This window comes from Aquibium pacificum (assembly GCF_040839445.1).
Lineage (GTDB): Bacteria > Pseudomonadota > Alphaproteobacteria > Rhizobiales > Rhizobiaceae > Aquibium > Aquibium pacificus.
The window spans coordinates 35835-58463 of the sequence record NZ_JBDPGJ010000008.1; the positions used below are offsets into that span (position 1 = coordinate 35835).

24 protein-coding genes are annotated in these 22629 nt (G+C 65.0%); 10 read left to right on the plus strand and 14 right to left on the minus strand.

All coding sequences use genetic code 11. The features are described 5' to 3' along the window. The first annotated feature begins 317 nt into the window (after positions 1 to 317). Positions 318 to 731: a hypothetical protein gene (locus ABGN05_RS26335; protein WP_367957006.1), complete on the plus strand. Its 414-nt coding sequence runs from the start codon at positions 318 to 320 to the stop codon at positions 729 to 731. Positions 732 to 760: 29 nt separating this feature from the next. Here the strand turns inward: ABGN05_RS26335 and ABGN05_RS26340 are convergent, their stop codons facing one another. The 4 genes from ABGN05_RS26340 to ABGN05_RS26355 form a co-directional block, all read right to left on the minus strand. Continuing rightward, the gene (locus ABGN05_RS26340) at positions 761 to 1327 is read right to left on the minus strand and encodes an ABC-type transport auxiliary lipoprotein family protein (protein ID WP_367957007.1); all 567 of its coding nucleotides are present in this window, start codon (positions 1325 to 1327) and stop codon (positions 761 to 763) included. A 113-nt stretch (positions 1328 to 1440) separates the two neighbouring features. After that, positions 1441 to 3327: an MlaD family protein gene (locus ABGN05_RS26345; RefSeq protein ID WP_367957008.1), complete on the minus strand. Its 1887-nt coding sequence runs from the start codon at positions 3325 to 3327 to the stop codon at positions 1441 to 1443. Continuing rightward, positions 3327 to 4163 (minus strand): ABC transporter ATP-binding protein, encoded by an 837-nt coding sequence (locus tag ABGN05_RS26350; protein WP_367957009.1) that lies wholly within the window; start codon positions 4161 to 4163, stop codon positions 3327 to 3329. The genes ABGN05_RS26345 and ABGN05_RS26350 overlap by 1 nt, the downstream gene beginning before the upstream one ends. A 20-nt stretch (positions 4164 to 4183) precedes the next feature. Continuing rightward, the gene (locus tag ABGN05_RS26355) at positions 4184 to 5371 is read right to left on the minus strand and encodes an ABC transporter permease (RefSeq protein ID WP_367957010.1); all 1188 of its coding nucleotides are present in this window, start codon (positions 5369 to 5371) and stop codon (positions 4184 to 4186) included. Between the two features lie 79 nt (positions 5372 to 5450). Between ABGN05_RS26355 and dgcA the strand changes: the two genes are divergently transcribed. Further along, positions 5451 to 6434 (plus strand): N-acetyl-D-Glu racemase DgcA, encoded by a 984-nt coding sequence (gene dgcA, locus ABGN05_RS26360; protein ID WP_367957011.1) that lies wholly within the window; start codon positions 5451 to 5453, stop codon positions 6432 to 6434. Here dgcA and ABGN05_RS26365 read toward each other — a convergent pair. Next, positions 6405 to 7616, minus strand: a complete 1212-nt coding sequence (locus ABGN05_RS26365) for an MFS transporter (protein ID WP_367957012.1) — start codon at positions 7614 to 7616, stop codon at positions 6405 to 6407. The genes dgcA and ABGN05_RS26365 overlap by 30 nt on opposite strands. Before the next feature lie 140 nt (positions 7617 to 7756). Further along, positions 7757 to 8575: a UDP-2,3-diacylglucosamine diphosphatase gene (locus ABGN05_RS26370; protein WP_367957013.1), complete on the minus strand. Its 819-nt coding sequence runs from the start codon at positions 8573 to 8575 to the stop codon at positions 7757 to 7759. Positions 8576 to 8699: 124 nt separating this feature from the next. Here ABGN05_RS26370 and ABGN05_RS26375 point away from each other — a divergent pair, with 124 nt between their 5' ends. Beyond that, the gene (locus ABGN05_RS26375; RefSeq protein WP_367957014.1) at positions 8700 to 9479 is read left to right on the plus strand and encodes an SDR family oxidoreductase; all 780 of its coding nucleotides are present in this window, start codon (positions 8700 to 8702) and stop codon (positions 9477 to 9479) included. A 46-nt stretch (positions 9480 to 9525) separates the two neighbouring features. After that, entirely contained in the window at positions 9526 to 10368 is an 843-nt protein-coding gene (locus ABGN05_RS26380; protein ID WP_367957015.1) for a fumarylacetoacetate hydrolase family protein, read from the plus strand. A gap of 6 nt (positions 10369 to 10374) precedes the next feature. Here the strand turns inward: ABGN05_RS26380 and ABGN05_RS26385 are convergent, their stop codons facing one another. Beyond that, positions 10375 to 10716 carry a hypothetical protein gene (locus tag ABGN05_RS26385; RefSeq protein ID WP_373695987.1) on the minus strand — a complete coding sequence of 114 codons (342 nt, stop codon included), beginning with the start codon at positions 10714 to 10716 and terminating at the stop codon, positions 10375 to 10377. Between the two features lie 442 nt (positions 10717 to 11158). Between ABGN05_RS26385 and ABGN05_RS26390 the strand changes: the two genes are divergently transcribed. Beyond that, entirely contained in the window at positions 11159 to 12322 is a 1164-nt protein-coding gene (locus ABGN05_RS26390) for an aromatic ring-hydroxylating oxygenase subunit alpha (RefSeq protein WP_367957017.1), read from the plus strand. An 83-nt stretch (positions 12323 to 12405) separates the two neighbouring features. Next, complete coding sequence (locus ABGN05_RS26395) at positions 12406 to 12729, plus strand: YARHG domain-containing protein (protein WP_367957018.1); 324 nt, start codon at positions 12406 to 12408, stop codon at positions 12727 to 12729. Between the two features lie 3 nt (positions 12730 to 12732). Here the strand turns inward: ABGN05_RS26395 and ABGN05_RS26400 are convergent, their stop codons facing one another. From ABGN05_RS26400 to ABGN05_RS26410, 3 genes are all read right to left on the minus strand, one after another. Further along, positions 12733 to 13932: an MFS transporter gene (locus ABGN05_RS26400; protein ID WP_367957019.1), complete on the minus strand. Its 1200-nt coding sequence runs from the start codon at positions 13930 to 13932 to the stop codon at positions 12733 to 12735. 131 nt (positions 13933 to 14063) lie between these two features. After that, positions 14064 to 14894, minus strand: a complete 831-nt coding sequence (locus ABGN05_RS26405; protein ID WP_373695988.1) for an aldo/keto reductase — start codon at positions 14892 to 14894, stop codon at positions 14064 to 14066. 33 nt (positions 14895 to 14927) lie between these two features. Beyond that, positions 14928 to 15860 carry an acyl-CoA desaturase gene (locus ABGN05_RS26410; RefSeq protein WP_367957021.1) on the minus strand — a complete coding sequence of 311 codons (933 nt, stop codon included), beginning with the start codon at positions 15858 to 15860 and terminating at the stop codon, positions 14928 to 14930. 212 nt (positions 15861 to 16072) lie between these two features. On the opposite strand from ABGN05_RS26410, the gene ABGN05_RS26415 reads away from it, so the two are divergent. Both ABGN05_RS26415 and ABGN05_RS26420 read left to right on the plus strand, forming a co-directional pair. Next, positions 16073 to 17050: a heparan-alpha-glucosaminide N-acetyltransferase gene (locus ABGN05_RS26415; protein ID WP_367957022.1), complete on the plus strand. Its 978-nt coding sequence runs from the start codon at positions 16073 to 16075 to the stop codon at positions 17048 to 17050. Beyond that, positions 17047 to 17523: a methyltransferase family protein gene (locus tag ABGN05_RS26420; RefSeq protein WP_367957023.1), complete on the plus strand. Its 477-nt coding sequence runs from the start codon at positions 17047 to 17049 to the stop codon at positions 17521 to 17523. Before ABGN05_RS26415 ends, ABGN05_RS26420 begins: the two co-directional genes overlap by 4 nt. Before the next feature lie 19 nt (positions 17524 to 17542). Here the strand turns inward: ABGN05_RS26420 and ABGN05_RS26425 are convergent, their stop codons facing one another. Together ABGN05_RS26425 and ABGN05_RS26430 are read right to left on the minus strand one after the other, a co-directional pair. Continuing rightward, on the minus strand, positions 17543 to 18952 hold the full coding sequence (locus tag ABGN05_RS26425; protein ID WP_367957024.1) for an adenylate/guanylate cyclase domain-containing protein: 1410 nt from the start codon (positions 18950 to 18952) through the stop codon (positions 17543 to 17545). Between the two features lie 185 nt (positions 18953 to 19137). Continuing rightward, on the minus strand, positions 19138 to 19524 hold the full coding sequence (locus tag ABGN05_RS26430; protein ID WP_367957025.1) for a MerR family transcriptional regulator: 387 nt from the start codon (positions 19522 to 19524) through the stop codon (positions 19138 to 19140). Positions 19525 to 19670: 146 nt separating this feature from the next. On the opposite strand from ABGN05_RS26430, the gene ABGN05_RS26435 reads away from it, so the two are divergent. Continuing rightward, a complete protein-coding gene (locus ABGN05_RS26435) occupies positions 19671 to 20060 on the plus strand; it encodes a DUF6455 family protein (protein WP_367957026.1) in 390 nt (129 codons plus the stop codon). 20 nt (positions 20061 to 20080) lie between these two features. On the opposite strand, the gene mgtE is transcribed toward ABGN05_RS26435, so the two are convergent. Then, positions 20081 to 21499, minus strand: coding sequence for a magnesium transporter (gene mgtE / locus ABGN05_RS26440; RefSeq protein ID WP_367957027.1), 1419 nt, complete (start codon positions 21497 to 21499; stop codon positions 20081 to 20083). Positions 21500 to 21835: 336 nt separating this feature from the next. Between mgtE and ABGN05_RS26445 the strand changes: the two genes are divergently transcribed. Next, positions 21836 to 22345 carry a cell wall hydrolase gene (locus tag ABGN05_RS26445; protein WP_367957028.1) on the plus strand — a complete coding sequence of 170 codons (510 nt, stop codon included), beginning with the start codon at positions 21836 to 21838 and terminating at the stop codon, positions 22343 to 22345. Positions 22346 to 22416: 71 nt separating this feature from the next. On the opposite strand, the gene ABGN05_RS26450 is transcribed toward ABGN05_RS26445, so the two are convergent. Further along, positions 22417 to 22626 (minus strand): hypothetical protein, encoded by a 210-nt coding sequence (locus tag ABGN05_RS26450; protein ID WP_367957029.1) that lies wholly within the window; start codon positions 22624 to 22626, stop codon positions 22417 to 22419. Positions 22627 to 22629: the final 3 nt, after the last annotated feature.

Genomic DNA, 22629 nt, shown 5'->3' on the forward strand with positions numbered 1-22629 from the left:
CACACCTTCGTCATCCCAGGGCGAAGCAGCCGCGCAGCGGCGTCGCGCAGACCCTGGGATCCATGCCTGAGAATACCGGCAGCATGAGATGGCGCAGGAAGCCGCGACTCGGCCACGTCGCCCGTCACCACGTCTCAGGCCTGGATCCACGGCGCTCCCTCCGCTGCGCTCCGGTTGGCCGAGGATGACGAACCGGAGGGGCGGCCGGCGTGGATGAGATCGGGCCCAACCTCAGCCGGATCAACGACTTCCTCGAATTCCATCCACGCATCCATCACCCGCGGCACACTGCCCGCCGGTGAGCGAAGGGATGCGACATGAACGTACATGCGGCAACGGTGGACGAAAGGATGCTTCGGCGCGTCATGGCGCTGCTCGTCTCCTTCGCCGCCATGGCCGAGCAGGCCGCAACGCGCTCAGCGCCGGTCCGCTGGTTCGTGCTCGTCCTCCTGCGCTATGCGGAGGCGGTGTCGGAAAGCTACGTGCTCGAGACGGCGGGAATGCCGCTCTCGGAATTTGAAGGGATCGCGCCGGACGGCAACAACCCCGACGACGCGCTGCGGCTCGCCGCGCGCTTCTACGCGCTGGCCGCGGCGCTCTGCACGCTGTTGCCCCTCGGGGGCGGATTCGACTGGCGATCCGTGCAGCCCGGCCGGGTATCCGGCCACGCCGCGTCGGGCTCCCGCCTCCGCTTCAGCGGCCCGACATGGAATCCGAACAACACCTCGTAGTCCGGCGGAGCGCCCGGCCGCCGATGGTATCAGATTACGCCGACGGCCCATTCCACGACAGCCGAGGCCACCGTGCCGAACGCGGCATCCATGGCCGCGACGCGGGCATCATTTCCGGTTCCCGTCACGGGAACGGCGGCGTCGAAGCTGCGCGCGGCGCGCACGACGCCGTTGCGGTCATTGAGGATGCGCACGAAGAATTCGACATGGGCGCGCTCGCCCGGCTGGACACGCACCTCGAAGGAGCGGATCTCGACCACGACCTGGTAATCGATCGCCAGGCCGTCGCCAGGCTTGCCCACACCGGCGAACTTCTCCGACTGCTGGAATGCTTCCGCGAGCCGGGCCTGCACGAGCTTGGGAAGCCGGTCGCCCCACTGCGCTCCGCTCAGGAACTGAATCGATGCCGGCGCGGGCTTGACGACGATGTCCTGCCCGTCCAGCGACTTGAGCGCGCTCGGCTCGGCGATGAGGATCTGCGTGCGGGGGTTGGCCGGCCCAGATACGGTGAGGTCGGGCGTCGTGAGCTCATAGGTGTCGAGCGGGGCCGGACCGCCGCCCGGCAATGCCGCGCACCCGGACGCAAGTGCCGTCACCCCAAACAGTACTCCAACAAACCGACTGCTCTTCACTCTGATGTCCCCGACGTTTCGCGACGACATCCGCCGCGAACGCTTTCACTGTGTCTTGGCCGTGCGAACCTTCGATGTCAACGCCGCACCCGGCCGTCGTACTGCCGCACGGCCCCGTCGCCACCCGTGATGATGCGCTGCGGGTTGCGTTCGAATTCGGTGATCGTCTCTTCGATGCGGTTGATCGAGCGGCGGCTGTCTTGCACGAGCGCCTCGACGTCGCGCAAGCCCTGGCCGCTAAATCGTCCGAGCCCGTCCAGGATGGTTCCCAGCCTGGAGTTCAGGGTGTCGGCGACCTGCCGGAAGGACTTGAGCGTCTCGCCCGCATCGGCCATCAGCCCTTCCGCCTCGCCCGAACCGAGCAGTTGCTCGGCCTGCACGAGGACGCCTTCAACGCGCGTCGACGCCTGGCGCAGGTTCTCCGCGACCACCTTCGCGTCGGTGACGATGGCGTCGATATCCTCGGAGCGGGCGGTGAAGCGGCCGGTGAATTCGGCAACGTCGTTTGCGGCGCGCTGGGCGTCGCCGGCTGCCGTCTCGAAGCTCGTCAGGGCGTTGTTCACCTTTGCGGCATCGACGCTTTCGAGCAGCGTGTCGACCTTGGCGAGAACGCCGTCGACGCGTGTGGACGCCTGGTTCAGGTTGTCGGCCATTCCGCGCGCGGCCGTGATGATCTGCTCGATGTCCTCGGAGCGTGCGTTGAACTTCTGTGCCAGGGCGGCGATGTCCTGAGTGGCATTCCGGGCGTTGGTTGCGGCGCCCTCGATCGCCGTCATCGCATTGTCCACCTTGGCCGGGTCGACGCCCGCCAGGATTTCGTCAACCCGCACGAGCGAGTTTGAGGCGTCCCTCGCCACCTGCTCGACAGAGCCCGCGGCGGCGTCGATGCTCGATTGCGCGGTGTCGAGCAGACCATCCACCTTGCCCAGTGTGCTCGATGCATCGTTCGACAGCCGGTCGAAGGACGTCACCGCCGTATCGACGCCGGTCTTGGCCGAGATGAGCACATCGTCGGCGCGCGCCAGGGTTCCCGTCGCGCTGGTCGACAGGCGCTCGATCGAGCTCGACGCGGACTGCACACCCGCCCGGACGTCGTCCAGGATGCCGCTCGCCTTTTCCACCACCCCGCCCGCATTCTCCGCGAGCCCCCTCACCGACACCATGGTCTGATCGACGTTTTCCATGATGCCCTCGAGATCCGCCGATGCGGTCTGGAGCCGCTGGGTAAACGTCTCGAGGTTCGTGACGATCTCGCCCACCTTGTCGCGGTCGACCGAATTCAAGAGGTTCTCGGCCGCCGCAAGCGTGGAATCAAGCCGCCCCGAGACCTCGCCGATCGTTTCGGAAAGCTCTCCGAAATTGGCGAGGAATTTGTCGACGCCGTCGGCGTTGCGGCTCAGAGCCTGCGAGAACACCTCGATGTTCTGTGCCGTGCTGGTCATCGGGCCGCGCACGTCGGTGGTGAAGCCCTCCAGCGTGTTGAGCACGGAATCTGCGCGCTTGAAAATGTCCTGCGCGGTCTGGAGGAGGTTGGTGACCGCGGAAGGGTTGGCCTCGATCTCCGGGATCGTGTTCTCCGCTTCCGCGGTGACGAGCAGGTTCGGTTCGTCGGGATTGCCGCCCTTCAGTTCGATGCTCGCTTGCCCCGTCAGGCCCGCCAGGCCGATGTCGGCGCGCGTGGAGGCGGTGATCGGCGTCAGCCGGTCGACCTCGGTGTCGGCGATCGCGACGGTCGGGTTGTTGACGTCGATATAGACGCGGCGCACGTCGCCCACCTTGATGCCGTTGAACAGCACCGCGCTTCCGCGACCGAGGCCGGCGGCAGAACCCGGAATCCGCACGCGCAGCAACGTCGTGTCGCCGCCCGTGTTGATGCCGAAGCTCCAGTAGATCATCGCGAAGAGGCCAAAGACCAGCACCAGCGTGAAGATGCCGACCGAAACATAGTTGGCTTTGGTGTCCATCAGCTTGCCGCTCCGGCCGAGTGGTTCTTGCTACGGGCGGCCGGATCGATCTGCCGCGCCCTCTTGCCCCGGAAGTAGGATTTGACCCATGGGTCCTCGACCGTGAGCATATAGCTCACCGGCCCTTCGACAAGGACCCGCTTCTGGCCCAGAACCGCGACCCGGTCGCAGACGGAGAACAGGCTGTCAAGGTCGTGGGTCACCATATAGACGGTCAGGCCCATCGTGTCCCGCAGCTTGGCGACGAGTTCGTCGAAGTCCGCCGCGCCGATCGGATCGAGACCCGAGGTCGGCTCGTCGAGGAAGACGATGGCTGGATCCAGCGAAAGCGCCCGGGCAAGCGCCGCGCGCTTGATCATGCCGCCCGAGAGCTGCGAGGGGTATTTCGACGCCGCATTGGCCGGCAGCCCGACCAGTTCGATCTTCAGGCGTGCGAGTTCGTTCATCAGCGGCTTCGGCAGGTCGAGGTATTCGCGCATCGGAACCTGGATGTTTTCGAGGACGGTGAGGCCGGAAAACAGCGCTCCATGCTGGAAGAGCATGCCCATGCGCATGTCCAAGCTCATCCGCTCCTGGTCGCTGACGTTGTCGATGTCGACGCCGAAGAGCCTAATCGTGCCGTGCTGCTTCTTGTTCAGTCCGAGCACCGTGCGCAGCAGGACCGACTTGCCGGCACCCGATGCACCGACGAAGCCGAGGATCTCGCCGCGGTAGACGTCGAGATTCAACCCGTCGAGCACCACCTGATCGCCGAAGGCAACCCTCACGTCTCGCACTGAAAGGACGACTTCTTGGTCCGTGCCCTCAGGCGCGCCGGTATCGATGCTGGTTGCCATTGCCGCCGCTGCCCAGGAAACTAGAAATCGATCGCCGCGTAAAAGATTGCGAAGAACCCGTCCACGACGATGACGACGAAGATGGCCTTCACCACCGATGCGGTGACGTGACGTCCGAGCGATTCCGCGCTGCCGCCAACCTTCATACCCTCCACCGACGCGATGATGCCGATGATCAATGCCATGAATGGGGCTTTGATGAGGCCCGACAGAACGCTCGTGTAGTCGATCGCCGAACTCATGCGGTCGAAGAACGCCTCCGGGGTGATGCCGGAATAGACCCAGCCTACGCCCATCGCGCCGATGATAGCCGCCACGTTCGACGCCACCGTGAGGCACGGCAGGATGATGACGAGCGCCACCAGCCTCGGAAAGACCAGGACGCCGATCGGGTTGAGGCCGATCACCGTCAGCGCGTCGACTTCCTCGCGCATTTTCATCGAGCCGATTTCGGCAGTGATCGCGCTGCCGGTTCGGCCGGCGATCATGATCGCGGTCAGGAGCACGCCCATCTCGCGCAGTACGAGAATGCCGACCAGATCGACGACGAAGATTTCCGCGCCGAAATAGCGCAACTGGAACGCGCCTTGCTGCGCCACGATCGCCCCGACGATCGTCGACATCAACAGGATCACGGGGATGGCGCCGATGCCCATCCGATCGATCTGGGTCGCGATCGCTGCGACGTTCACGCCGTGGCCGCGCCCGCGCTTCATCTGGGAGCCGCGGACGGTTGCACCCAGGATGTGCATCGCCAGCAGGAATTCCTCGCCGCCCTGCGAGACGACCCGCCCGATCCCCTCCAGCATCGCCACCGGCCCGAATCGGCGCCGGCCCTCGTTCGGGGGAAGATCCTGCCTGACCGCGTCGTCGACGGCGGCGAGCAGGATCGTCTCCGTCGGCCCCGCCTCGCGGATTTCGACCTTGTGCCCCGCCTTCTCGTGCGCCACGGCGAGCCGCTTGATGACCCAAGCGCCGGCCGTATCCATCCGCGTGACGGAAGACAGGTCGATGATGAGCGAGCCCGCGCCCGTCTCACGCTCCAGCTTGCGCAATTCGGGATCGACGCTTCCAACCGTGCGCGTCAGCCATGGCCCTCCGAGCGAAACGCTCAATCGCCCGCCTTCCGCCCGCCGCTCCACGGTGGCACGGCGGGGCGGCTCGGATATATCTTGCAGACTTTCGTCCGCCTGATGCTTGTCCAACATGGGAAGGACTATTAACCGTTGGATGCGGCCGTGTCGATTTGTAGGATGCGGCCCGCCAGTTCCGGCATCGGAAATTCCCATGGCCCATTCGCTCCATCTCGAAACCGAACGGTTCCCCATCGCGGGAAGTTTCAGGATCTCGCGCGGTTCCAAGACCGAGGCGGAAGTGATCACCTGCACGATCCGCCAGGGCGACCATGCCGGTCGCGGCGAGTGCGTTCCATACGGGCGCTACGGCGAGACGGTGGCGAACGTGCTCGACGCGGTGGAGGCGGTGCGCGGCGACATCGAACGCGGCCTGTCGCGCGAGGAACTCCTGTCGGCCATGCGGCCGGGCGCAGCCCGCAATGCCGTCGACTGCGCGCTGTGGGATCTCGAGGCGAAGAGCCTCGGGCACAATACGCACATGCGCGTCTGCCGGGTGCTGCCGCGGCCGGTCGTCACCGCCTTCACGATCTCGCTCGGCGATCCGGAGGAAATGGCCGGTCAGGCACGCGCGGCGGCCGACCGTCCCGTCCTCAAGGTCAAGGTCGGAGCCACGAATGATTCCGCGCGCATCCATGCGGTTGCCAGTGCGGCTCCCAACAGCCGGATCATCCTCGATGCGAACGAAGGATGGACCGAGGACAACATCCGCGAGAACCTGTTGACCGCCGCGCAGTTCCACGTGGCTCTTGTCGAGCAGCCGCTTCCGGCCGGTAGGGACGGGATTCTCCGGGATATCCCCCACCCGGTACCGATCTGCGCCGACGAGAGCGTGCATACCGCGGACAGCATTCCGGATCTTGCCGGGCTCTACGATTTCGTCAACATCAAGCTGGACAAGACCGGCGGCCTGACCGCCGCCATGCAACTGCGTGATAAGGCGCGCGAGGCCGGGTTCGGCATCATGGTAGGCTGCATGGTCGGCACATCTCTGTCGATGGCTCCCGCCGTCCTGCTGGCGCAGGACGCGGACTACGTCGACCTCGACGGCCCGCTGCTTCTGGCCCGCGACCGCACGCCCGCCCTCTCCTATTCCGGCTCGCTGGTGTCACCGCCCTCGCCTGCGCTCTGGGGCTAGCCGGTACGCTGCGAAGGACAGGACCAGCCCAACGGCCGAAATCGCGGCCATCGCAAGGAAACCAAAGGCGCCCGCGTGGTCGTAGAGCGGTCCCGACGCCAGGGTGACCAGAGCCATGCCGCCGCTGTTGGCGGCGAAGGCGACGCCCTGCGCGGCGCCGGTACGCTCTTCGGGAATCGTCTCGGCGATCATCTTCTGGAGCCCCAGCATCGTCAGGCCGGTCGAGAACGCGTGCAGGCCCTGCACGAGACCGAATCCGGCAAGGCCCAGACCGAGCGGCCATACGAGCGGCATCGCCACCCATCTCAGAACGGCCGCGCCGGCGCAGACGGCGAGTATCGCGGGTACACTGAACCCCGAAAAGAGCCGGCGGAATCCAAACAGGAGAAACATCTCCGCGAGGACCATCAGCGCCCACAGAAAACCGACCGTGTCGGACGCGATCCCGAGCGATCTCCAGTAGATGGAGCCGAAAGCATAGAGGAAGCCGTGGCTGGCCACGATCGAGCCGCAGCCGAAGGCGATCGCGAGGAAGTAGGGCTCGGACAGCACGCGGCGCGCATCGGGAAGCTCGGCCGCGAGTTGCGAGGGCCGCCGCGGACGCCCCAGCCGCGGAGCGGCAAGCGCCGCGGCAAGCGTGCCCGCAAGGCCGGCGCTGAGCATCCAGGGAACCACGCCGGCATCGAAGCGCGCCAGAACCGCGCCGCCGACCAGATTGGCCGCCAGGAAGGAACCCGTTCCCCAGATACGGAGACGCGAATAATCGACGCCGTAGCGGCGGACGCCCGAAAGCGCCAGCGAATCGGCCAGCGGCGAATGCGGGGACCACACCACCGACAGGATCAGCGAAACCGCGAGCACGAATGCCGGTCCGGCCGGCAGGAAGTAGCCGAGCGAAGCCACCAGGGATGCGGCGGCGAGACCGATGAGAACGTAGGCGCGTTCGGGCGCGCGGTCGGCGAGCGCAGTGATCGCGGGCGCGGCTATCAGGCGCACGAAAATCGGTGCCGACAGGATCAGACCGACCTGCCCGGCCGTGAAGCCGCGCTCCTCCAGCCAGAGCGGAAAATACGGCAGATGGATGCCCATCGGCACGAAGATCGCTGCGAAGAGCAGCGACATGCGCGCTTCGAATCGCGGCGGCTTGACCGATTGTTCGGGCGTCAGCGGAGGAAAGGACATGCGGGAGCGGTATTCCGGCCGTGTCCGGTGCGACGCGCCATGCGGTCCGGAACGGCCGTCTTTGATATCATCAAAGGGGGAAGCGGGAAATCTCCGCGCCGAGCCGGTCCCGCTCGTCCCGCCGGTTACAGCCGAGTCCGCTATGCCGCCACTGCCTCCTCGCGGACCAGTGCGAGGACCGGTTCGGAGGCAGGCTCAGGCTCGGCATGGACGACCTTGGCCCAGGTCAGGATCTCAAACGTGCCGTCCATGCGTTCGGCCACCGCGGTGCAACTTTCCACCCAGTCGCCGGTGTTGATGTATTCCACCCCCGCGATCGTCTCGATCGTCGCATGGTGAATGTGGCCGCAGATGATCCCGTCGACGCCGGACCGCCGCGCTTCCTCCGCGACGACGTTCTGGAACGACCCGATGAAGTTGACCGCGCGCTTCACCTTGACCTTCGCCCACGAGGAGAACGACCAATAGGGCATGCCGAACATCCGCCGGAACAGCCCGATCGTGCGGTTGACCACGATTGCCGCGTCGTATGCCTTGTCGCCCAGATAGGCGAGCCAGCGCACGTTGTGGACGACGCTGTCGAACTGATCACCATGGATCACCAGGAAGCGCCGGCCGTCGGCTGTCTCGTGCACGACCCGGTCGGCAACGACTATGCCGCCGAAATGAATGCCCTGGAAGCCGCGCAGGAACTCGTCGTGGTTGCCGGCGATATAGACGATCTCGGCGCCCTTGCGTGCCTTGCGGAGAAACTTCTGCACCACGTCGTTGTGCGCCTGCGGCCAGTGCCAGGAGCGCCGCAGCCGCCATCCGTCGACGATGTCGCCGACGAGGAAGATCTTCTCCGCCTCGTGGTAGCGCAGGAAGTCGATCAGGAACTCGGCCTTGGCAGGCTTCGAGCCCAGATGCACGTCCGAAATGAAGAGGGTGCGGAAATTGCGGATCGGCTCGCTTTTCATCGGATGGCCCCGGCCTTTCTCTTGGGCCAAGGCAAGACACGATTCATGTCACAGGCTTATGACGGTTGTGGATTCGCACGCCTCCCGCTAGACCGTTTCGCGGAAACGGACGGGAGGCGCGGCGATGGATCTCGGCATCAGGGGACGCAAGGCGATCGTGTGCGCGTCGAGCAAGGGGCTCGGACGCGCCTGCGCCATGGCGCTCGCCGAGGCAGGATGCGATGTCGTCGTCAACGGCCGCAACACCGAGGTGCTCGCGCGGACCGCGGCCGAAATCCGCGAGCGCTTCGGCGTCGGGGTCGAGGAGGTCGCGGCCGACGTCGCGACACCGGAGGGCCAGAAGGCACTGCTCACCGCCTGTCCCTCGCCCGACATCCTCGTCAACAACAATGGCGGGCCACCGCTGAAGGACTTCCGCCAGCTCGACCGCGCGGCGATGCTGGACGGCGTGACACAGAACATGGTCACGCCGATCGAGCTCATCCAGGCGGTCATCGACGGCATGGCCGAGCGCGGCTTCGGCCGGATCGTCAACATCACCTCGCTCTCGGTCTATCAGCCGATCCCCGGTCTCGATCTCTCGTCCGGTGCACGGGCCGGCCTGACGGCCTTCCTTGCCGGGGTGGCGCGCACGGTGGCCGACAAGAACGTCACCATCAACAACATCCTGCCGGGCAAATTCGACACCGACCGCATCCGCAAGACCGTCGTCTTCGCGGCCGAGAAGGCCGGCATAAGCGAGGCCGAACAGACCGAACGCACGGCGAACGAGATTCCGGCGCGCCGGCTCGGCCGTCCGGAGGAATTCGGCCAAGCCTGCGCGTTCCTGTGTTCGCAGCATTCCGGCTTCATCACCGGGCAGAACCTCATCCTCGACGGCGGCCTGTTCAACAGCGCATTCTAAGCCATCGATCCGCTTCATCCGTCGCATTCATCGGGAGGGACAGAATTTGAAACTGGTGCGTTTTGGTGAACCGGGCGCCGAAAGGCCCGGAGTGATCGACTCCGATGGTGCCATCCGCGATGCGTCTGGCCTGGTCGACGACTACGGACCGGAGACGCTGTCGCCGGCGCTGATGGACAAGCTCGCGGCGATCGATCCCGCATCGCTGCCGAAGGCGCCGGAGGGGGTCCGCATCGGGTCCCCGGTCAGGCGCATCGGCCACTTCATCGCGATCGGTCTCAACTATGCCGACCATGCCGCCGAGACCGGGGCGGCGATCCCCAACGAGCCGATCGTGTTCTCCAAGGCGCCAAGCTGTCTTTGCGGCCCCAACGACGACGTCCTGATGCCGAAGGGATCGCAGAAGCTCGACTGGGAGGTCGAACTCGCGGTCGTCATCGGCGAACGCTGCGACTACGTCACCGAGGAGGAGGCGCTGTCGAAGGTGTTCGGCTACGCGCTCTGTAACGACGTCTCCGAGCGCGCCTACCAGGCCGAGCGCGGCGGCCAGTGGATCAAAGGCAAGAGCGCGCCGACCTTCGGCCCCCTTGGCCCCTGGCTCGTCACGGCCGACGAGGTTGCCGACCCGCAGAACCTTTCCATGTTCCTCGACGTCAACGGCGAGCGCATGCAGACCGGCACCACGGCGACGATGATCTTCCCGGTCGCCGAGATCGTCTCCTACCTCTCCGAGTTCATGGTGCTCGAACCCGGTGACGTCATCACCACCGGCACGCCGCCCGGCGTCGGCCTCGGCAAGAAGCCGCCGAAATTCCTCAAGGTCGGCGACACCATGCACCTCGGCATCGACGGCCTCGGCGAACAGCGCCAGACGGTGGTGGGGCGCTAAAGGGCTTCAGAAGGCGCGTGGCGGCACGAACAGGCAGATTGTCCTGCCGTCGCTCTTGCCGGCGACCGAGCACCAGTGGAATTCGCCGTCGGGCGAATTCCGCACCCGTCGGTCGCTGTATGCGACCACTTCTCCGGTCGAGCCGATCACGTAGCCTTCCGGCCTCTCGCTGATCACCCGCGGCTCCACCGGCCGGCAGTCGAAGCCGGAGCAACAAGCGAACGGATAGTCCCAGCCCGACGGCGCCTCATGGGCCCCGACATCACCGGCAATGCCCGAGGCGACCGCGGCAAGTGCGATTGCCCCAAGAAGTGGAGAACTTTTCGCCTGCCGGCTCGTGCGACGCATGAAGCGCCAACTGTGCGGATTTTCTGGAAGTTGATGCATGTTCGGCTCCGGGCTTAGCTATTCGCTTGCCCCTCCTCGAACATTTCCGGCCCGCTCGGGCGAGACGGCCCACGGTTCACGAGCCTTTGGTCCGGCTACCGACCGTCCCTGCCTTCGGCGATCTGTATCTTCCCGTGATTCGTCAGCCGGCGCAAGAGTCCCCGCCGACGCCGATTCGCGCTCGCCTCAGCACTGCGAATACCCCCCGACATGCGACTGGCCGCATCACGGTGCAGACACCTTCATGTCCGATCCTCTCGTCACAAAATGAACCGAACTTCCGAGCAGGTTCCCGCCAGATCCAGCTCTCCATTTATTAGCGGTGGCTTTATTGGTTAAGGAGGTATCGACGGCACCTTTCCGCTTTCGTATTCTTGCGCGCCAAGGGTTTCCGGAGGTCTTCATGAACGTCCATCCCGCAGCAGAGCCTTCCTGGAACGGCCTTGCCGAGAGCCGTCCGACGCTCGACAGCCGGGCCTATTTCGGCGCCGAGGAATACGCCCGCGATCTCCGGGACATTTGGTACCGCAACTGGGTCCATGTCTGCCGGTCGAGCGAACTCGCGGAGCCGCGCGATTTCCGGCTCTTCCGGCTCGGCGACCAGGAAATCCTCCTTCTGCGCGGCGAGAACGGAGGCCTTCGCGCCTTCCACAACACCTGCCGCCACCGCGGATCGGCGCTCCGGACGGAAGACAGCGGCCGTCTGAAGTCACGCCTGATCGTGTGTCCCTACCATGCGTGGTCCTATTCGCTCGACGGCGATCTGGTGCGTGTTCCCTCAAAATCCTGTCCGGCAGGGTTCGAGAAGGCCGACCATCCGCTCTACCGCGTGGCGGTCGCCGAATGGCGCGGCTTCGTCTTCGTCAACTTCGGCGCGGAACCGGGCGCTTCGATGGATGGGAGCTTCGACGTGGATCCGGGCGTGCTGGCGGACTGGCCACTCGAGGCGATGACCAGCGCGCATGTCTTCCGCAAGACGATGAACTGCAATTGGAAGATTTTCTGGGAAAACTACAACGAGTGCCTGCACTGTCCGGGCGTCCACCCGGAGCTTTCCGCCCTCGTCCCGATCTACGGTCGCGGTCTCATGGACCGGCACGATGATCCCGAATGGGCGGCCCACGCGGACGATACGGCGCCGGAATTTTCGGGCACGTTACGACACGGCGCGGAAACCTGGTCGAGCGATGGCAGCGCCCACGGCCGCGCATTTCCGGAGCTCGGCGACCGCGAGCGCGCGGCGGGCCAGACCTACGTGACCCACCTGCCCTCGATCTTCGTCGTCGGTCATGTCGACTACGTCCGCGCGGTCAGCCTTCGGCCGCTGTCGCCGACGCAGACCGAACTGACGGCCGAATGGTTCTTCACGCCCGACACGCTGCCCCCAACCGCGGAGGAACTCGACAACATCGTGTCCTTCGGCCGACTGGTGCTCGAACAGGACGCAGCCATCTGCGAGGTCAACCAGCGCGGCCTCGCCTCCGGCCGCCACGAACGCGGGGTGATGATGCCGGAGGAATACGAGATCGCGCGCTTCCACGACTGGGTGCGCGCGCAAAGCCGCTGACGTCGCGAAAGATCGTCGACGCGCGGCCGACACACAGCGGCAACCGGCGCGGCCTATCAAAGGGCCGTCACAGAGAGAAAATCATGCGTCTTTGCCTCGCCTTCCTCACCACTCTCGTACTTGCCGGCAGCGCATCGGCGGCATGTTACGAACTCATCGGATGCACCGACGTGGACCGGTTCGCGAAAGGCGACCTGCGGCAGTTGTCATGCGAGAACCTGTGGTACGTGCGCAACTCGATATACGACGAGAACGGCTACTGCTTCAAAACCAGCCGCGCACAGGCGCAGTTCGATAGCGCTGACTGCTGGGTCCGAGACCAGGCGAAGGTGAAGCTGTCGGTCATCGAAAGCCAGAACGTCGGCAGCATCGCCCAGGTCGAACGGGAGCGCGGCTGCCCGAAATGACCCTCACATCCGCCGCGGCAGGTAGACGAACGTGACCACGCCGCACAGAAGCACGAAGACGCCGAGCGTGGCGAACACCGATCCCAGTCCGAAGAAGGCCAGCGCCACCGAATAGACCAGCGGCGGAAGGAGTTCCGAGAGATCGAGGTAGGTGCGGTAGACCGCCGTCATCTGCGGCCGTTCCCAGGCGCGCACGCTGCGCATGAAGGCAGTCGAGCCGAGAGCGTCGAGCGCGATGCAGAAGAACGCCGCGACCAGCAGGAACACCGCCGCGGCGACCGGCGCGGCCTCGCCGGCATAACCCGCTCCGAGAAGCATCGCGCCGGTCGCGGCGAAGGCGAACGCCATCGTGTTGCGCGCGCCGAAGCGCTTGCCCGCCCAGCCCCAGATCAGCGCCGAGAATAGCAGCGCGTTGCCGCCCGACACGAGCAGCCCGCCGGCCATTTCGCCCTGCCCCGAGGAGACCATGAGGATCGGGCCGTAGACGAAGAAGGTCGTCCAGAAGCAGGAGCGCCCGAAGGCGATAAGCCATGCCAGCCGCAGGCGCGGCTGGCTGACGAAGCGCCCGATATTGGCGAGCGGATTGGCGGGCCTGATCCTGCCTGGCCGGATCAGCGGATTGTCGCCCAGCCTGAAGTACCAGAACAGGCAGAGCAGGATGACAGCGAACAGGATCACGACGCCATGCGCCGCCTCGATGCCGTAGCGCGTGTATAGGAAGACGCCGAGCGCCGGCCCGCCCGTCCAGGCGATGGTCGACCAGGCGAGACGCATCGATTCGGCCTCGATGAACTTCGTCTTGCGGATATGCTCCATGATGTAGAGGTTGAGCGTGATCGACAGCGCGCTGGCGCCCATCACCCGGCAGAGCATGCCCAGCATCTGCGTGGGAAGCGACTGGGTCAGGAACAGCAATGCGCCGATGATGAGCGCCACGACACCGGCGGTGTAGACCCACCGGCGGGCGAACCGCGCGATGAGCAGCGGCATGAACAACGTCACCGATATGCCGGCGAGCGCCACCCCCGTATAGACGAGCGATACCGCCTGCTTGTCGCGCAGCACCTCGTAGATCTGGATCGGGATGACGCTCGAAACCGAGGCGCGCGCGAAGGATTCCAGCGCATAGAGGATGGCAAAGGTGCTCGCGCCCGGCGCGCGCACCGCTGGTAGCCAGATCGGGTGCCGGACCTGAGTCGCCATTCCTGCCTGCCGGAGAATTCCGAAGCGACAGTTGCAGCGACGCGCGATCGGCCGTTAGCAGGAAACCGACGCTCCAGCGTCGCAAAAACGAAGCGGCGAACGTCGCGCGGAAGACGGCATAGGCCAAGGCGTCAGGCGCGATCCCAGTCGGGCGCGAAGGCGAAGTCGCAGATGCGGCTGTTGGCCGATCGCAAGGCGGATATGGCGTTCATCTCTTCCCCGGACAGGGAGAAGTCGAAAATCGCGAAATTTTCGGCGAGCCGCTCCTTCTTCGTCGTCCGCGGGATCGCGGCGACCCCCTCCTGCTGAACGTGCCAGCGCAGAACGACCTGCGCGGGCGGGCGTGCGTGGCGCTCGGCGGCGGCGCGCACGGCGGTTTCCTCCAGGAGCCCGCCTCCGCGGTGCAGCGGGCAGTAGGACACCATCGCCATGCCGGCCTTCCGGCAGAGGGCGTAGACCTTCTCCTGCGAGAGCATCGGATGGTACTCGACCTGATTGCAGGCGAGCTTGTGCTCCGACAGTTCGATCGCCCGCGAAAGCAGGCCTGTCGGGAAGTTGGAAACGCCAATGTTCCTGGCGTAGCCCTTCGCTTGCGTCGCGTTCAGCGCCCGGATCGATCCCTCCAGCGGGACGGTCTTGCTCGGCCAGTGGATCAGGAGCAGATCGACATGGTCGAGGCCAAGGCGTTTCAGGCTTGCCTCCGCCGAACGCTCGAGGTCTCCGGGCGCGATGTCGGTGTACCAGACCTTCGTCGTGACGAAGAGCTCGGACCGCGCGATTCCCGAGGCCCGGATCGCCGCGCCCACTTCGGCCTCGTTCTCGTAGCTCGCTGCAGTATCGAGGTGGCGGTAGCCGACGTCCAGCGCGTGCTCGACCAGCCCGGTACATTCGGCTCCCCTGAGGGTCCAGGTCCCAAGCCCGATGGCGGGGATCGAAGCGCCGTTCGCGTCGATAGTGTGAATCATGATTTCCCGTTCCGTGTGAGCTGCCGGCGGTTATTCGGATGCCTCGGCCCTGCCGGCAACCTGCGGTTCCCGGATGCGCCACGCCAGCCCGCACAGGGCAAAGAGCCGGATGATCAGGTAGGTTCCGTCGATCTCCCACGGGCGGTGGCCGTGGCGGGCCGAGCGCGGATCGGCATGGTGGTTGTTGTGCCAGCCTTCGCCCATCGCGGTCAGCCCCAAGACGATGTTGTTGCGACTGTGCTCGCCGGTCTCGTAGTTCCTGTAGCCCCACATATGGCTGACGGAATTGACCGCCCAAGTGTTGTGCCAGTTGAAGACCGTCCGCACGAACACGCCCCACACGAGGATGCTGAGGCCGAATTGCAGCGCCTCGGGATAGGTGCCGCCCGCGAGCAAGGTCACACCGAAGCCGGCGGCGAAGAAGACGAACCAGTGCGCGACGATGATGCCGAGGTAGACGGACCGCTTCTCCAGGAGCTTGTAGAAGCGGTCGCGCAGAACGTCCTTGGCGTAGCGCGAATAAATCTCGTAACGCGACATGTCGGGCGACTTGACCAGGATCCAGCCGACATGCGCCCACAGAAAACTACGCACCGGCGTGTGCGGGTCGGGTTCGTCGTCGGCGAACTCGTGGTGCCTGCGATGCACCGCCACCCAATGCGCCGGCGTATCCTGGAAGGAGCAGACCGCCATGACCGCCATCGCATACTCCAGCCATTTCGGGCACTGGAACGCCTTGTGGGTCAGGTAGCGGTGATAGAACACGTTGATGCCGACCGTGCCGAACAGCTGCATGCCGACGAAGACCAGGATCACGCCGGTCCAGCTGAAAAAATAAGGCAGAAACGCAAGCGCCGCGACGAGATGATAGAACCCGATCCCGATGATGTTCACCCAGTTCAGCGTGTAGGCACGCGGGGCGGCAAACGGTTCGGAACCGCTTTCAGGGATTGTCACGCTCATCTGCTCTCCTCGGGGCGAAGCGTCGGCGCCGAACCGCTTCGTCAGCGCCGGCATCTTTTCGAAGGCCCACGCATGTGTCAATCAGTGACCGGCAATGCGCCGCTCGCGGTCTGGGCATCCGAAGGGGGCTCGCGAGGTTCGTGTCATCGTTCGCCAGCCGCCGTTCGGTCGTGCGTATTCTACTCCAGCGTCTGCCGGAAATCACCATTCCCATGCATCAATCCGTCCCCGTCCGCCGCATCGAAGCGATAGACCTCGCCCGCGGTCTCGCCCTCATCGCGATGGCGGTCTATCACTTCGCCTGGGATCTGGAGTTCTTCGGCTATGCCGACCCCGGCATGACGGCCGTCGGCGGTTGGAAGTTCTTCGCCCGCTCGATCGCGTCCTCGTTTCTGTTCCTGGTCGGCGTCAGCCTTTACCTCGCCCATGCGAAGGGGATTCGTTGGACGGGTTTCTGGCGGCGCCTCTTCATGGTCGCAGGGGCGGCGGCGGCGATCACGCTGGTCACCTGGCTCGCGACGCCGGAGAGTTTCATCTTCTTCGGCATACTCCACCAGATCGCGGTCGCGAGCCTGCTCGGGCTTTTGTTCGTCGGCCTGCCGTGGCCGCTCGTCTTCACCATCGCAGTCGCCGTTATCGCGGCGCCCTTCTGGCTCGCGACCCCCGCGCTGGATGCACCATTCTGGTGGTGGACCGGCCTTTCGGAAATCCGGCCGCGCTCCAACGACTACGTTCCGCTCTTCCCATGGTTCGGCGCGGTTCTGTGCGGGATCGCGGCGGCGGGTGCATCGCAGCAGGCAGGCATCCTGGATCGTCTCGCACGGCTGGCGATTCCGCGCTGGAGCGGTCTCCTTGGCTTTGCGGGCAGGCATAGCCTCGCCTTCTACCTACTTCACCAGCCGGTGCTCATCGCCTGCGTGTTCCTCTTCGCACAGGTATTCCCGCCCGAGCGGGAGACACCGCAGGTGCAGTTCCGCCAGGCCTGCGAGGCGACCTGCTCTGCCGAACGAAGCGCGGAATTCTGTTCCTTCTACTGCGTATGCGTGCTGGATGCGGTGGAACGCGAAAACCTGCTCGACGCGGTGTTCTCATCGGACCAGAATGGCGCAACGAGGAGCCGGCTGACGGAGATGGCCGACATCTGCACTGCGGAGACGTCGCAGAAGCTCGACGAGGGAGGAAGCCAGTGAACGACGCAGAGACCCGGCCCAACCGGCTGCCTTGGCCACCGATGATCTATCTGACGGCGATCGCCGCCGCGGTCGTCCTGATGTGGCAGGTTCCCCTGCCCTGGCTGCCAAGCCCCTTGTCCGATCTGCTCTTTGCCGTCGGCATCGTCGCGATCTTCGGGGTGGTCGCCATCGACGTCTCGGCCATGCGCACGCTTTCCAAGGCCAGGACGACCATCATGCCGCATAAAGGTTCGGATCATCTGGTGACGAACGGGCCCTTCTCGTTCTCGCGTAACCCGATCTACCTCGCCAACACGCTCCTGATGATGGGTGTGGGCCTTATCGCGGGCAGCGTCTGGTTCATCCTTCTCGGGCTCGTCGCCGCCTTCCTGACGCAAAAACTCGCGATCGAACGGGAGGAACGGCACCTCGACATCCGGTTCGGCAAGCGGTACCGCGACTATCGGAAGAAGGTTCGTCGCTGGATCTGAGCGGTCGCGATTGGCGGCATCAGGGTATCGCGTAGAGCGTCAGTTCGCGCTCCATACCGCGAAGCACCGCGTTCTGGGAGACCGGCACGAGCGCCTGCGCCTTCAGCAGATCCGCCGACTTGACGTCGCCGACGACCGCATCGGTCGCGAATATCTCCTGCGCACTTGCAAGTGCCTGCACTCGGGATGCGATGTTGACCGTCTGGCCGAAATAATCCTGGCGCTCGTTCATGCTCACCGCGATGCATGGCCCCTCATGCATTCCGATCTTGAGGACGAGGTCGTCGCGCCCGCTTGCAAGGTTCATCCGCTGCATCGCCTCGCGCATGCGCAAGGCGGCCGACAGGGCACGGTCCGGCGTCGGGAACGTCGCCATGACCGCGTCTCCGATCGTCTTCACCACAGCGCCGGCCTCCGACGCCACGATTTCGTTGAGCACGCGGAAATGCTCCTGCACCAGATCGAAAGCGGCGAGATCGCCCACCCTCTCGTAGAGTTCAGTCGATCCCCTGAGGTCGGTGAACAGAAAGGTCAGGCTGGTGATCTTCAGTCGTTGGTCAATCGAGACCGTGTCGGTGCGATGAAGATCGCGGAACGTCTGGTTGGTCAGCAGGCGCGTTGCCGTCAGGAACGGCCGCCTGCGTGCCAGCACGTCGTGAAGTTCGTCGCCGGCAATGAAGACGGCCGGCAGAACACGCGCCTCGGTGCGATTCTCGATCGCAAAGCGCACCGGCCCTGGCTGCATTTCCAGCGTTTGGTTCTGGTCGTGCTCGCGGGTGTAGACGAGCGTGAGCGACTGCCGTTCGCGCGTCGGCTCACCCTTGACGTCGATAAACTGGACCGAGTGGGTCACCGGCTCGAAAACGATGATGAACTGTTCGGGCAGATGCAGCGACAAGACCACCTTTTCGCCGGCGAGGACCTCGACGCTCTCGATCACGAGCCGGTCGATCAGTTCCTCATAGCCTTCCTCGGGCAGGTCGATGCCCGAGCCCCAGTAGATCTGGCGCAGATATTCCGGCACTGGAAGCTGTTCGGGCGTGTGACCTGCAATTCGACGCACGCGCGGATTGACCGTGAAGGTGACCTCGACCAGTTCGTCCAGGGTCGGGGCATAGCCGGCCGCACACAGCGAACAGACGTACTCTTCCTTGATAACCGTCTTCAGGCTGGCGTTGGTTTCCAGTACGCCACCGCAGCCGGGGCAGAGCACGTTCCAGGAAATGTCGAACATCCCGAGCGACGCGGCATGCAGAAAGGCGGCAATTACCTTCTCTTCGTCCAGTCCGCGCGCCGCGGCAAAGGAGAGCAGATTGATCCGGCAGAGCGAACGGTCCGAACCCTCGTCGACCAACTGTTGCATGGCAGTCACGCAGTCCGCATCGGCCGAATTGCGAAGGATCGAAAAAAGGCTTGCAGCGTCCGACATGGCTCGACCCTCGGGTCAACCGACGATGGTGAGGAGGCGGCGCCCGGTGCCAGGGTGCGCACGACATGCCCAGTGCCGGCGAAGCCGCCCCTTGCCGCGCACGCTACACCCAACGACGGCTCGCTGTCACTGCGATTCGGGGCATCGTTGGGTCGGACGAGAGCCGCCCCCCTCACGCCTTCAGATCAGGTGGTGACGCCGAGTTCTACCAGGCGCTCCACGCAGGATTCCTCGGCGTGATCGAGTTCGGCAAGCGTCTCCTCGAGGTCGCGGCGCTTCTGCCTCAGATCGTTGCGCTTTTCCTCGATGCGCTTGATCATCAGCTTGAGCTGACCGACCTCGCCCGGCGGTTCGCGATACATCTGGATGATCTCGCGTATCTCGTTGATCGAGAAGCCGAGCCGCTTGCCCCGCATGATCTGCCTGACGAGATGGCGGTCGGACGGACGGAAGAGACGGGTGCGGCCCCGCCGGACGGGATGGATCAGCCCCTCGTCCTCGTAGAAACGCAGGGTGCGGGTGGAAATGTCGAACTCGCGGGTCAGTTCGGTGATGGTGTAGTATTCCCGCATGGGCACTTCCTGACCTGTGGCGATTCACTGCCCAGGGAATAGTCATGGCATTTACGTAAAAGTCAATTCTCCGCAACCCTGCGCTTGATCCTGATCAAGGACGCCCCCGCTCCCGCTTCTAGACTTTCCTCGAACAGGAGGGAGCCATGAGCGGGTTGAGACACATCGTGGAAGGCATCGCCGAGAGATGGCGCCGCCACCGGGACGCCACTGCGGGACTGAGGGAGATCAACTCGCTCGATCCGGAACTGGCGTCGGAGATCGCGGCCGAAGCAGGGCTTTCGATCGAGGATTTGCGAGACGTCATCGCCCGCGGGTCGGGCGCCGACGGACTGATGCACCGGATGATGGCCGCCTACGGGATCCACGAAAAGCAGCTCGAGGCCGAGGCGCCCGGCGCCATGCGCGACCTTGCGATACTGTGTTCGCGCTGTCAGGCGAAGGGACGCTGCGCCAATGAACTCGAAGCCGGGACCGCGCGGGAGAACGCGCACCTGTTCTGCCCGAATGCCGATACGTTCGAAACCTTCGCCTGACCTGCGGCGATACGCGGCAATCAGCCGAGACCGAACCAGAGGCTGGCCAGCCCCAGAAACGAGAAGAAGCCGATCACGTCCGTCACCATGGTGACGAACACGGACGAGGCGATGGCCGGGTCGGCGCCGAACTTGTCGAGCAGCAGCGGGATCAGGATCCCGCCCAGCGCCGCCGCCATCATGTTGATGACCATGGCGAGTGCGATCACCGCGCCGAGGCCGGGGTTCTGGAACCAGAGGCCGGCGACGAGCCCGATGAGAATCGCGAATACCACGCCGTTGATCAGCCCCACTGCCGCCTCGCGGCGGATGATGCGCCCGGCATTGTAGATGTCGAGGTCGCGCGTTGCGAGCGCGCGCACCGTCACCGTCATGGTCTGCGTGCCGGCATTGCCGCCCATGGAAGCCACGATCGGCATAAGCACCGCCAGCGCCACCATCTGCTCGATCGTCGCGTCGAACAGGCCGATGACGCTCGCTGACAGAAAAGCCGTACCCAGATTGACGAGCAGCCAGGGAGTGCGCGAGCGCGAGGTGGCGCGAACCGTGTCGGATAGTTCCTCGTCGCCGACGCCGCCCATGCGCAGCAGATCCTCCTCGGCCTCCTGCTGGATGACGTCGACGACGTCGTCGATGGTCAAAACGCCAACGAGGCGCTCGTTCTCGTCGACGACAGCGGCCGAAAGGAGATCGTACTGCTCGAACTCCCGCGCCGCCTCTTCCTGGTCCATCGTGGCCGGGATGGCGTGGCGCGTCTCATGCATCACCTCCTCGATCTTCACCGCGCGCTGGGTGCGCAGGATCCGGTCGAGGTCGACCGCTCCGAGCAGCTTGAAGGTCGGGTCGATGACGAAGATCTGGTAAAAATTCTCCGGGAGGTTCTGGTCCTCGCGCATGTAGTCGATCGTCTGGCCGACCGTCCAGAACGGCGGCACGGCGACGAACTCCGTCTGCATGCGCCGTCCGGCGGTCTCTTCGGGATAATCGAGCGAGCGACGCAACCGGATGCGTTCGGTGAAGGGCAGCTGCGCCAGGATCTCTTCCTGGTCGGCCTCGTCGAGATCCTCGAGAATGTAGACCGCGTCGTCCGAATCGAGTTCCTGGACCGCCTGCGCGATCTGCGCATTGGGCATCGCATCGACGATCTCCATGCGGATCGCCTCGTCGACCTCGGTCAGCGCGCTAAAATCGAAGTCGGCGCCCATGAGATCGACCAGCGCCCTGCGCTGATCAGGCATCAGTGCCTCGAGAAGGTCACCGAGTTCGGATTGGTGGAGGTCCGACACATCACGCTTGAGCGTGACGGTGTCGCGGTCTGCGATGGCCGCGCCGATATGTGCCAGGAAGGAGGCGCGGATGACGCCTTCCTCGTTGTAGATGTCGGCGCCTTCCCGCTGCGCTTCCTCGCCGGCGGTCGCGTCTTCCCCAACCTCCGCCAAATCGCAACTCCCCGATGCCTGCTGGATCGTAAAATGTGCCCCGGTCTAGCGCGCCCGGCGCCCGAACTCAAAGCCTAATGGCGCTGGCCGGAAGGAGGCTCGCCCCTCCCGCTTCCCGCGGCGCGACCTCACCCGTCGAATGGTGCGTGAGACCATCGTACAAACGGCAATTCTGCCCCAGCGGCAGCTCCCTGTTGCCCCGGTTCCGCCGCAGAAACTCCCGCGGAACGCCGCGCGAGCGTCTCTCCGCTTCCCATTTCTCGATGTCTTAAGCGCCGCGCCGCGCATGGGCGGCACGACCATCCGAAACGACAGAAACAGGAAATGGTTCCTCAATTGCAGAAAATACTCGCGTGCCGAGCTTCCCGCCGTTCCCACTCCCTCATCCGTGCAGCGCTTGCCCTACCGCTCTTCACCGCCACCGCGCAGACTGCACAAGCTCAACCCATCATTGGCGAAGCGGAAAAGAAATGCCTCGCGACCGCAATCTACTTCGAGGCGCGGAGCGAGCCAAAGGCCGGCCAGACCGCGGTCGCCCAGGTCATCCTCAACCGGGTGGAGGCACAGACCTACCCTGATACGATCTGCGGGGTCGTGTACCAGAACAAGGAGAAGCGGAACGCCTGCCAGTTTTCCTTCGCCTGCGACGGAAAACCCGACCTGCCGCGCGATACCCAGGCATGGAAGCGTGCCCAGGAGGTCGGTTCGAACGTGCTGGAGGGTCGCGACCTTCTCACAGGGATCGAAGCGGCCACGCACTATCACGCCGACTACGTCAGCCCTTATTGGGCGCCCAAGATGCGCCGTCTTTCCAAGGTCGGAAGGCACATATTTTATCAGGCCTGATTTCCTTCCGACGCGGGCTTCCCCCCGCCCGCGGCGCGGACCGCAGGCTCACCGCGACACTGGTTTAGGGATCAGCTCTCGGCCTTGAAGTTGCGGGCTTCCTTCTCCGCCTCGGCACTGTTCATGCCGTGCTTGCGGATCAGTTCCTTCGCCTGGTTCTGGGAGACGTCGGTCGTCTCCGCCAGGCGCAGCGCGTCGCGTTCTACCTCGGAAGCGGGCAGCTTCCGCATCTCGTCCGCCCGGATCTCTCGATCGACTTTCTCGGGATCTTGGCCGGCCATCGC

Coding starts and splice junctions, on each gene's coding strand:
- ABGN05_RS26385 (WP_373695987.1), bottom strand. CDS start 10,716: ATGCGTCGCACGAGCCGGCAGGCGAAAAGTTCTCCACTTCTTGGGGCA.
- ABGN05_RS26335 (WP_367957006.1), top strand. CDS start 318: ATGAACGTACATGCGGCAACGGTGGACGAAAGGATGCTTCGGCGCGTC.
- ABGN05_RS26370 (WP_367957013.1), bottom strand. CDS start 8,575: ATGAAAAGCGAGCCGATCCGCAATTTCCGCACCCTCTTCATTTCGGAC.
- ABGN05_RS26410 (WP_367957021.1), bottom strand. CDS start 15,860: ATGAGCGTGACAATCCCTGAAAGCGGTTCCGAACCGTTTGCCGCCCCG.
- ABGN05_RS26395 (WP_367957018.1), top strand. CDS start 12,406: ATGCGTCTTTGCCTCGCCTTCCTCACCACTCTCGTACTTGCCGGCAGC.
- ABGN05_RS26435 (WP_367957026.1), top strand. CDS start 19,671: ATGAGCGGGTTGAGACACATCGTGGAAGGCATCGCCGAGAGATGGCGC.
- ABGN05_RS26345 (WP_367957008.1), bottom strand. CDS start 3,327: ATGGACACCAAAGCCAACTATGTTTCGGTCGGCATCTTCACGCTGGTG.
- ABGN05_RS26450 (WP_367957029.1), bottom strand. CDS start 22,626: ATGGCCGGCCAAGATCCCGAGAAAGTCGATCGAGAGATCCGGGCGGAC.
- dgcA (WP_367957011.1), top strand. CDS start 5,451: ATGGCCCATTCGCTCCATCTCGAAACCGAACGGTTCCCCATCGCGGGA.
- ABGN05_RS26415 (WP_367957022.1), top strand. CDS start 16,073: ATGCATCAATCCGTCCCCGTCCGCCGCATCGAAGCGATAGACCTCGCC.
- ABGN05_RS26375 (WP_367957014.1), top strand. CDS start 8,700: ATGGATCTCGGCATCAGGGGACGCAAGGCGATCGTGTGCGCGTCGAGC.
- ABGN05_RS26425 (WP_367957024.1), bottom strand. CDS start 18,952: ATGTCGGACGCTGCAAGCCTTTTTTCGATCCTTCGCAATTCGGCCGAT.
- ABGN05_RS26355 (WP_367957010.1), bottom strand. CDS start 5,371: ATGTTGGACAAGCATCAGGCGGACGAAAGTCTGCAAGATATATCCGAG.
- ABGN05_RS26350 (WP_367957009.1), bottom strand. CDS start 4,163: ATGGCAACCAGCATCGATACCGGCGCGCCTGAGGGCACGGACCAAGAA.
- ABGN05_RS26390 (WP_367957017.1), top strand. CDS start 11,159: ATGAACGTCCATCCCGCAGCAGAGCCTTCCTGGAACGGCCTTGCCGAG.
- ABGN05_RS26365 (WP_367957012.1), bottom strand. CDS start 7,616: ATGTCCTTTCCTCCGCTGACGCCCGAACAATCGGTCAAGCCGCCGCGA.
- ABGN05_RS26430 (WP_367957025.1), bottom strand. CDS start 19,524: ATGCGGGAATACTACACCATCACCGAACTGACCCGCGAGTTCGACATT.
- ABGN05_RS26400 (WP_367957019.1), bottom strand. CDS start 13,932: ATGGCGACTCAGGTCCGGCACCCGATCTGGCTACCAGCGGTGCGCGCG.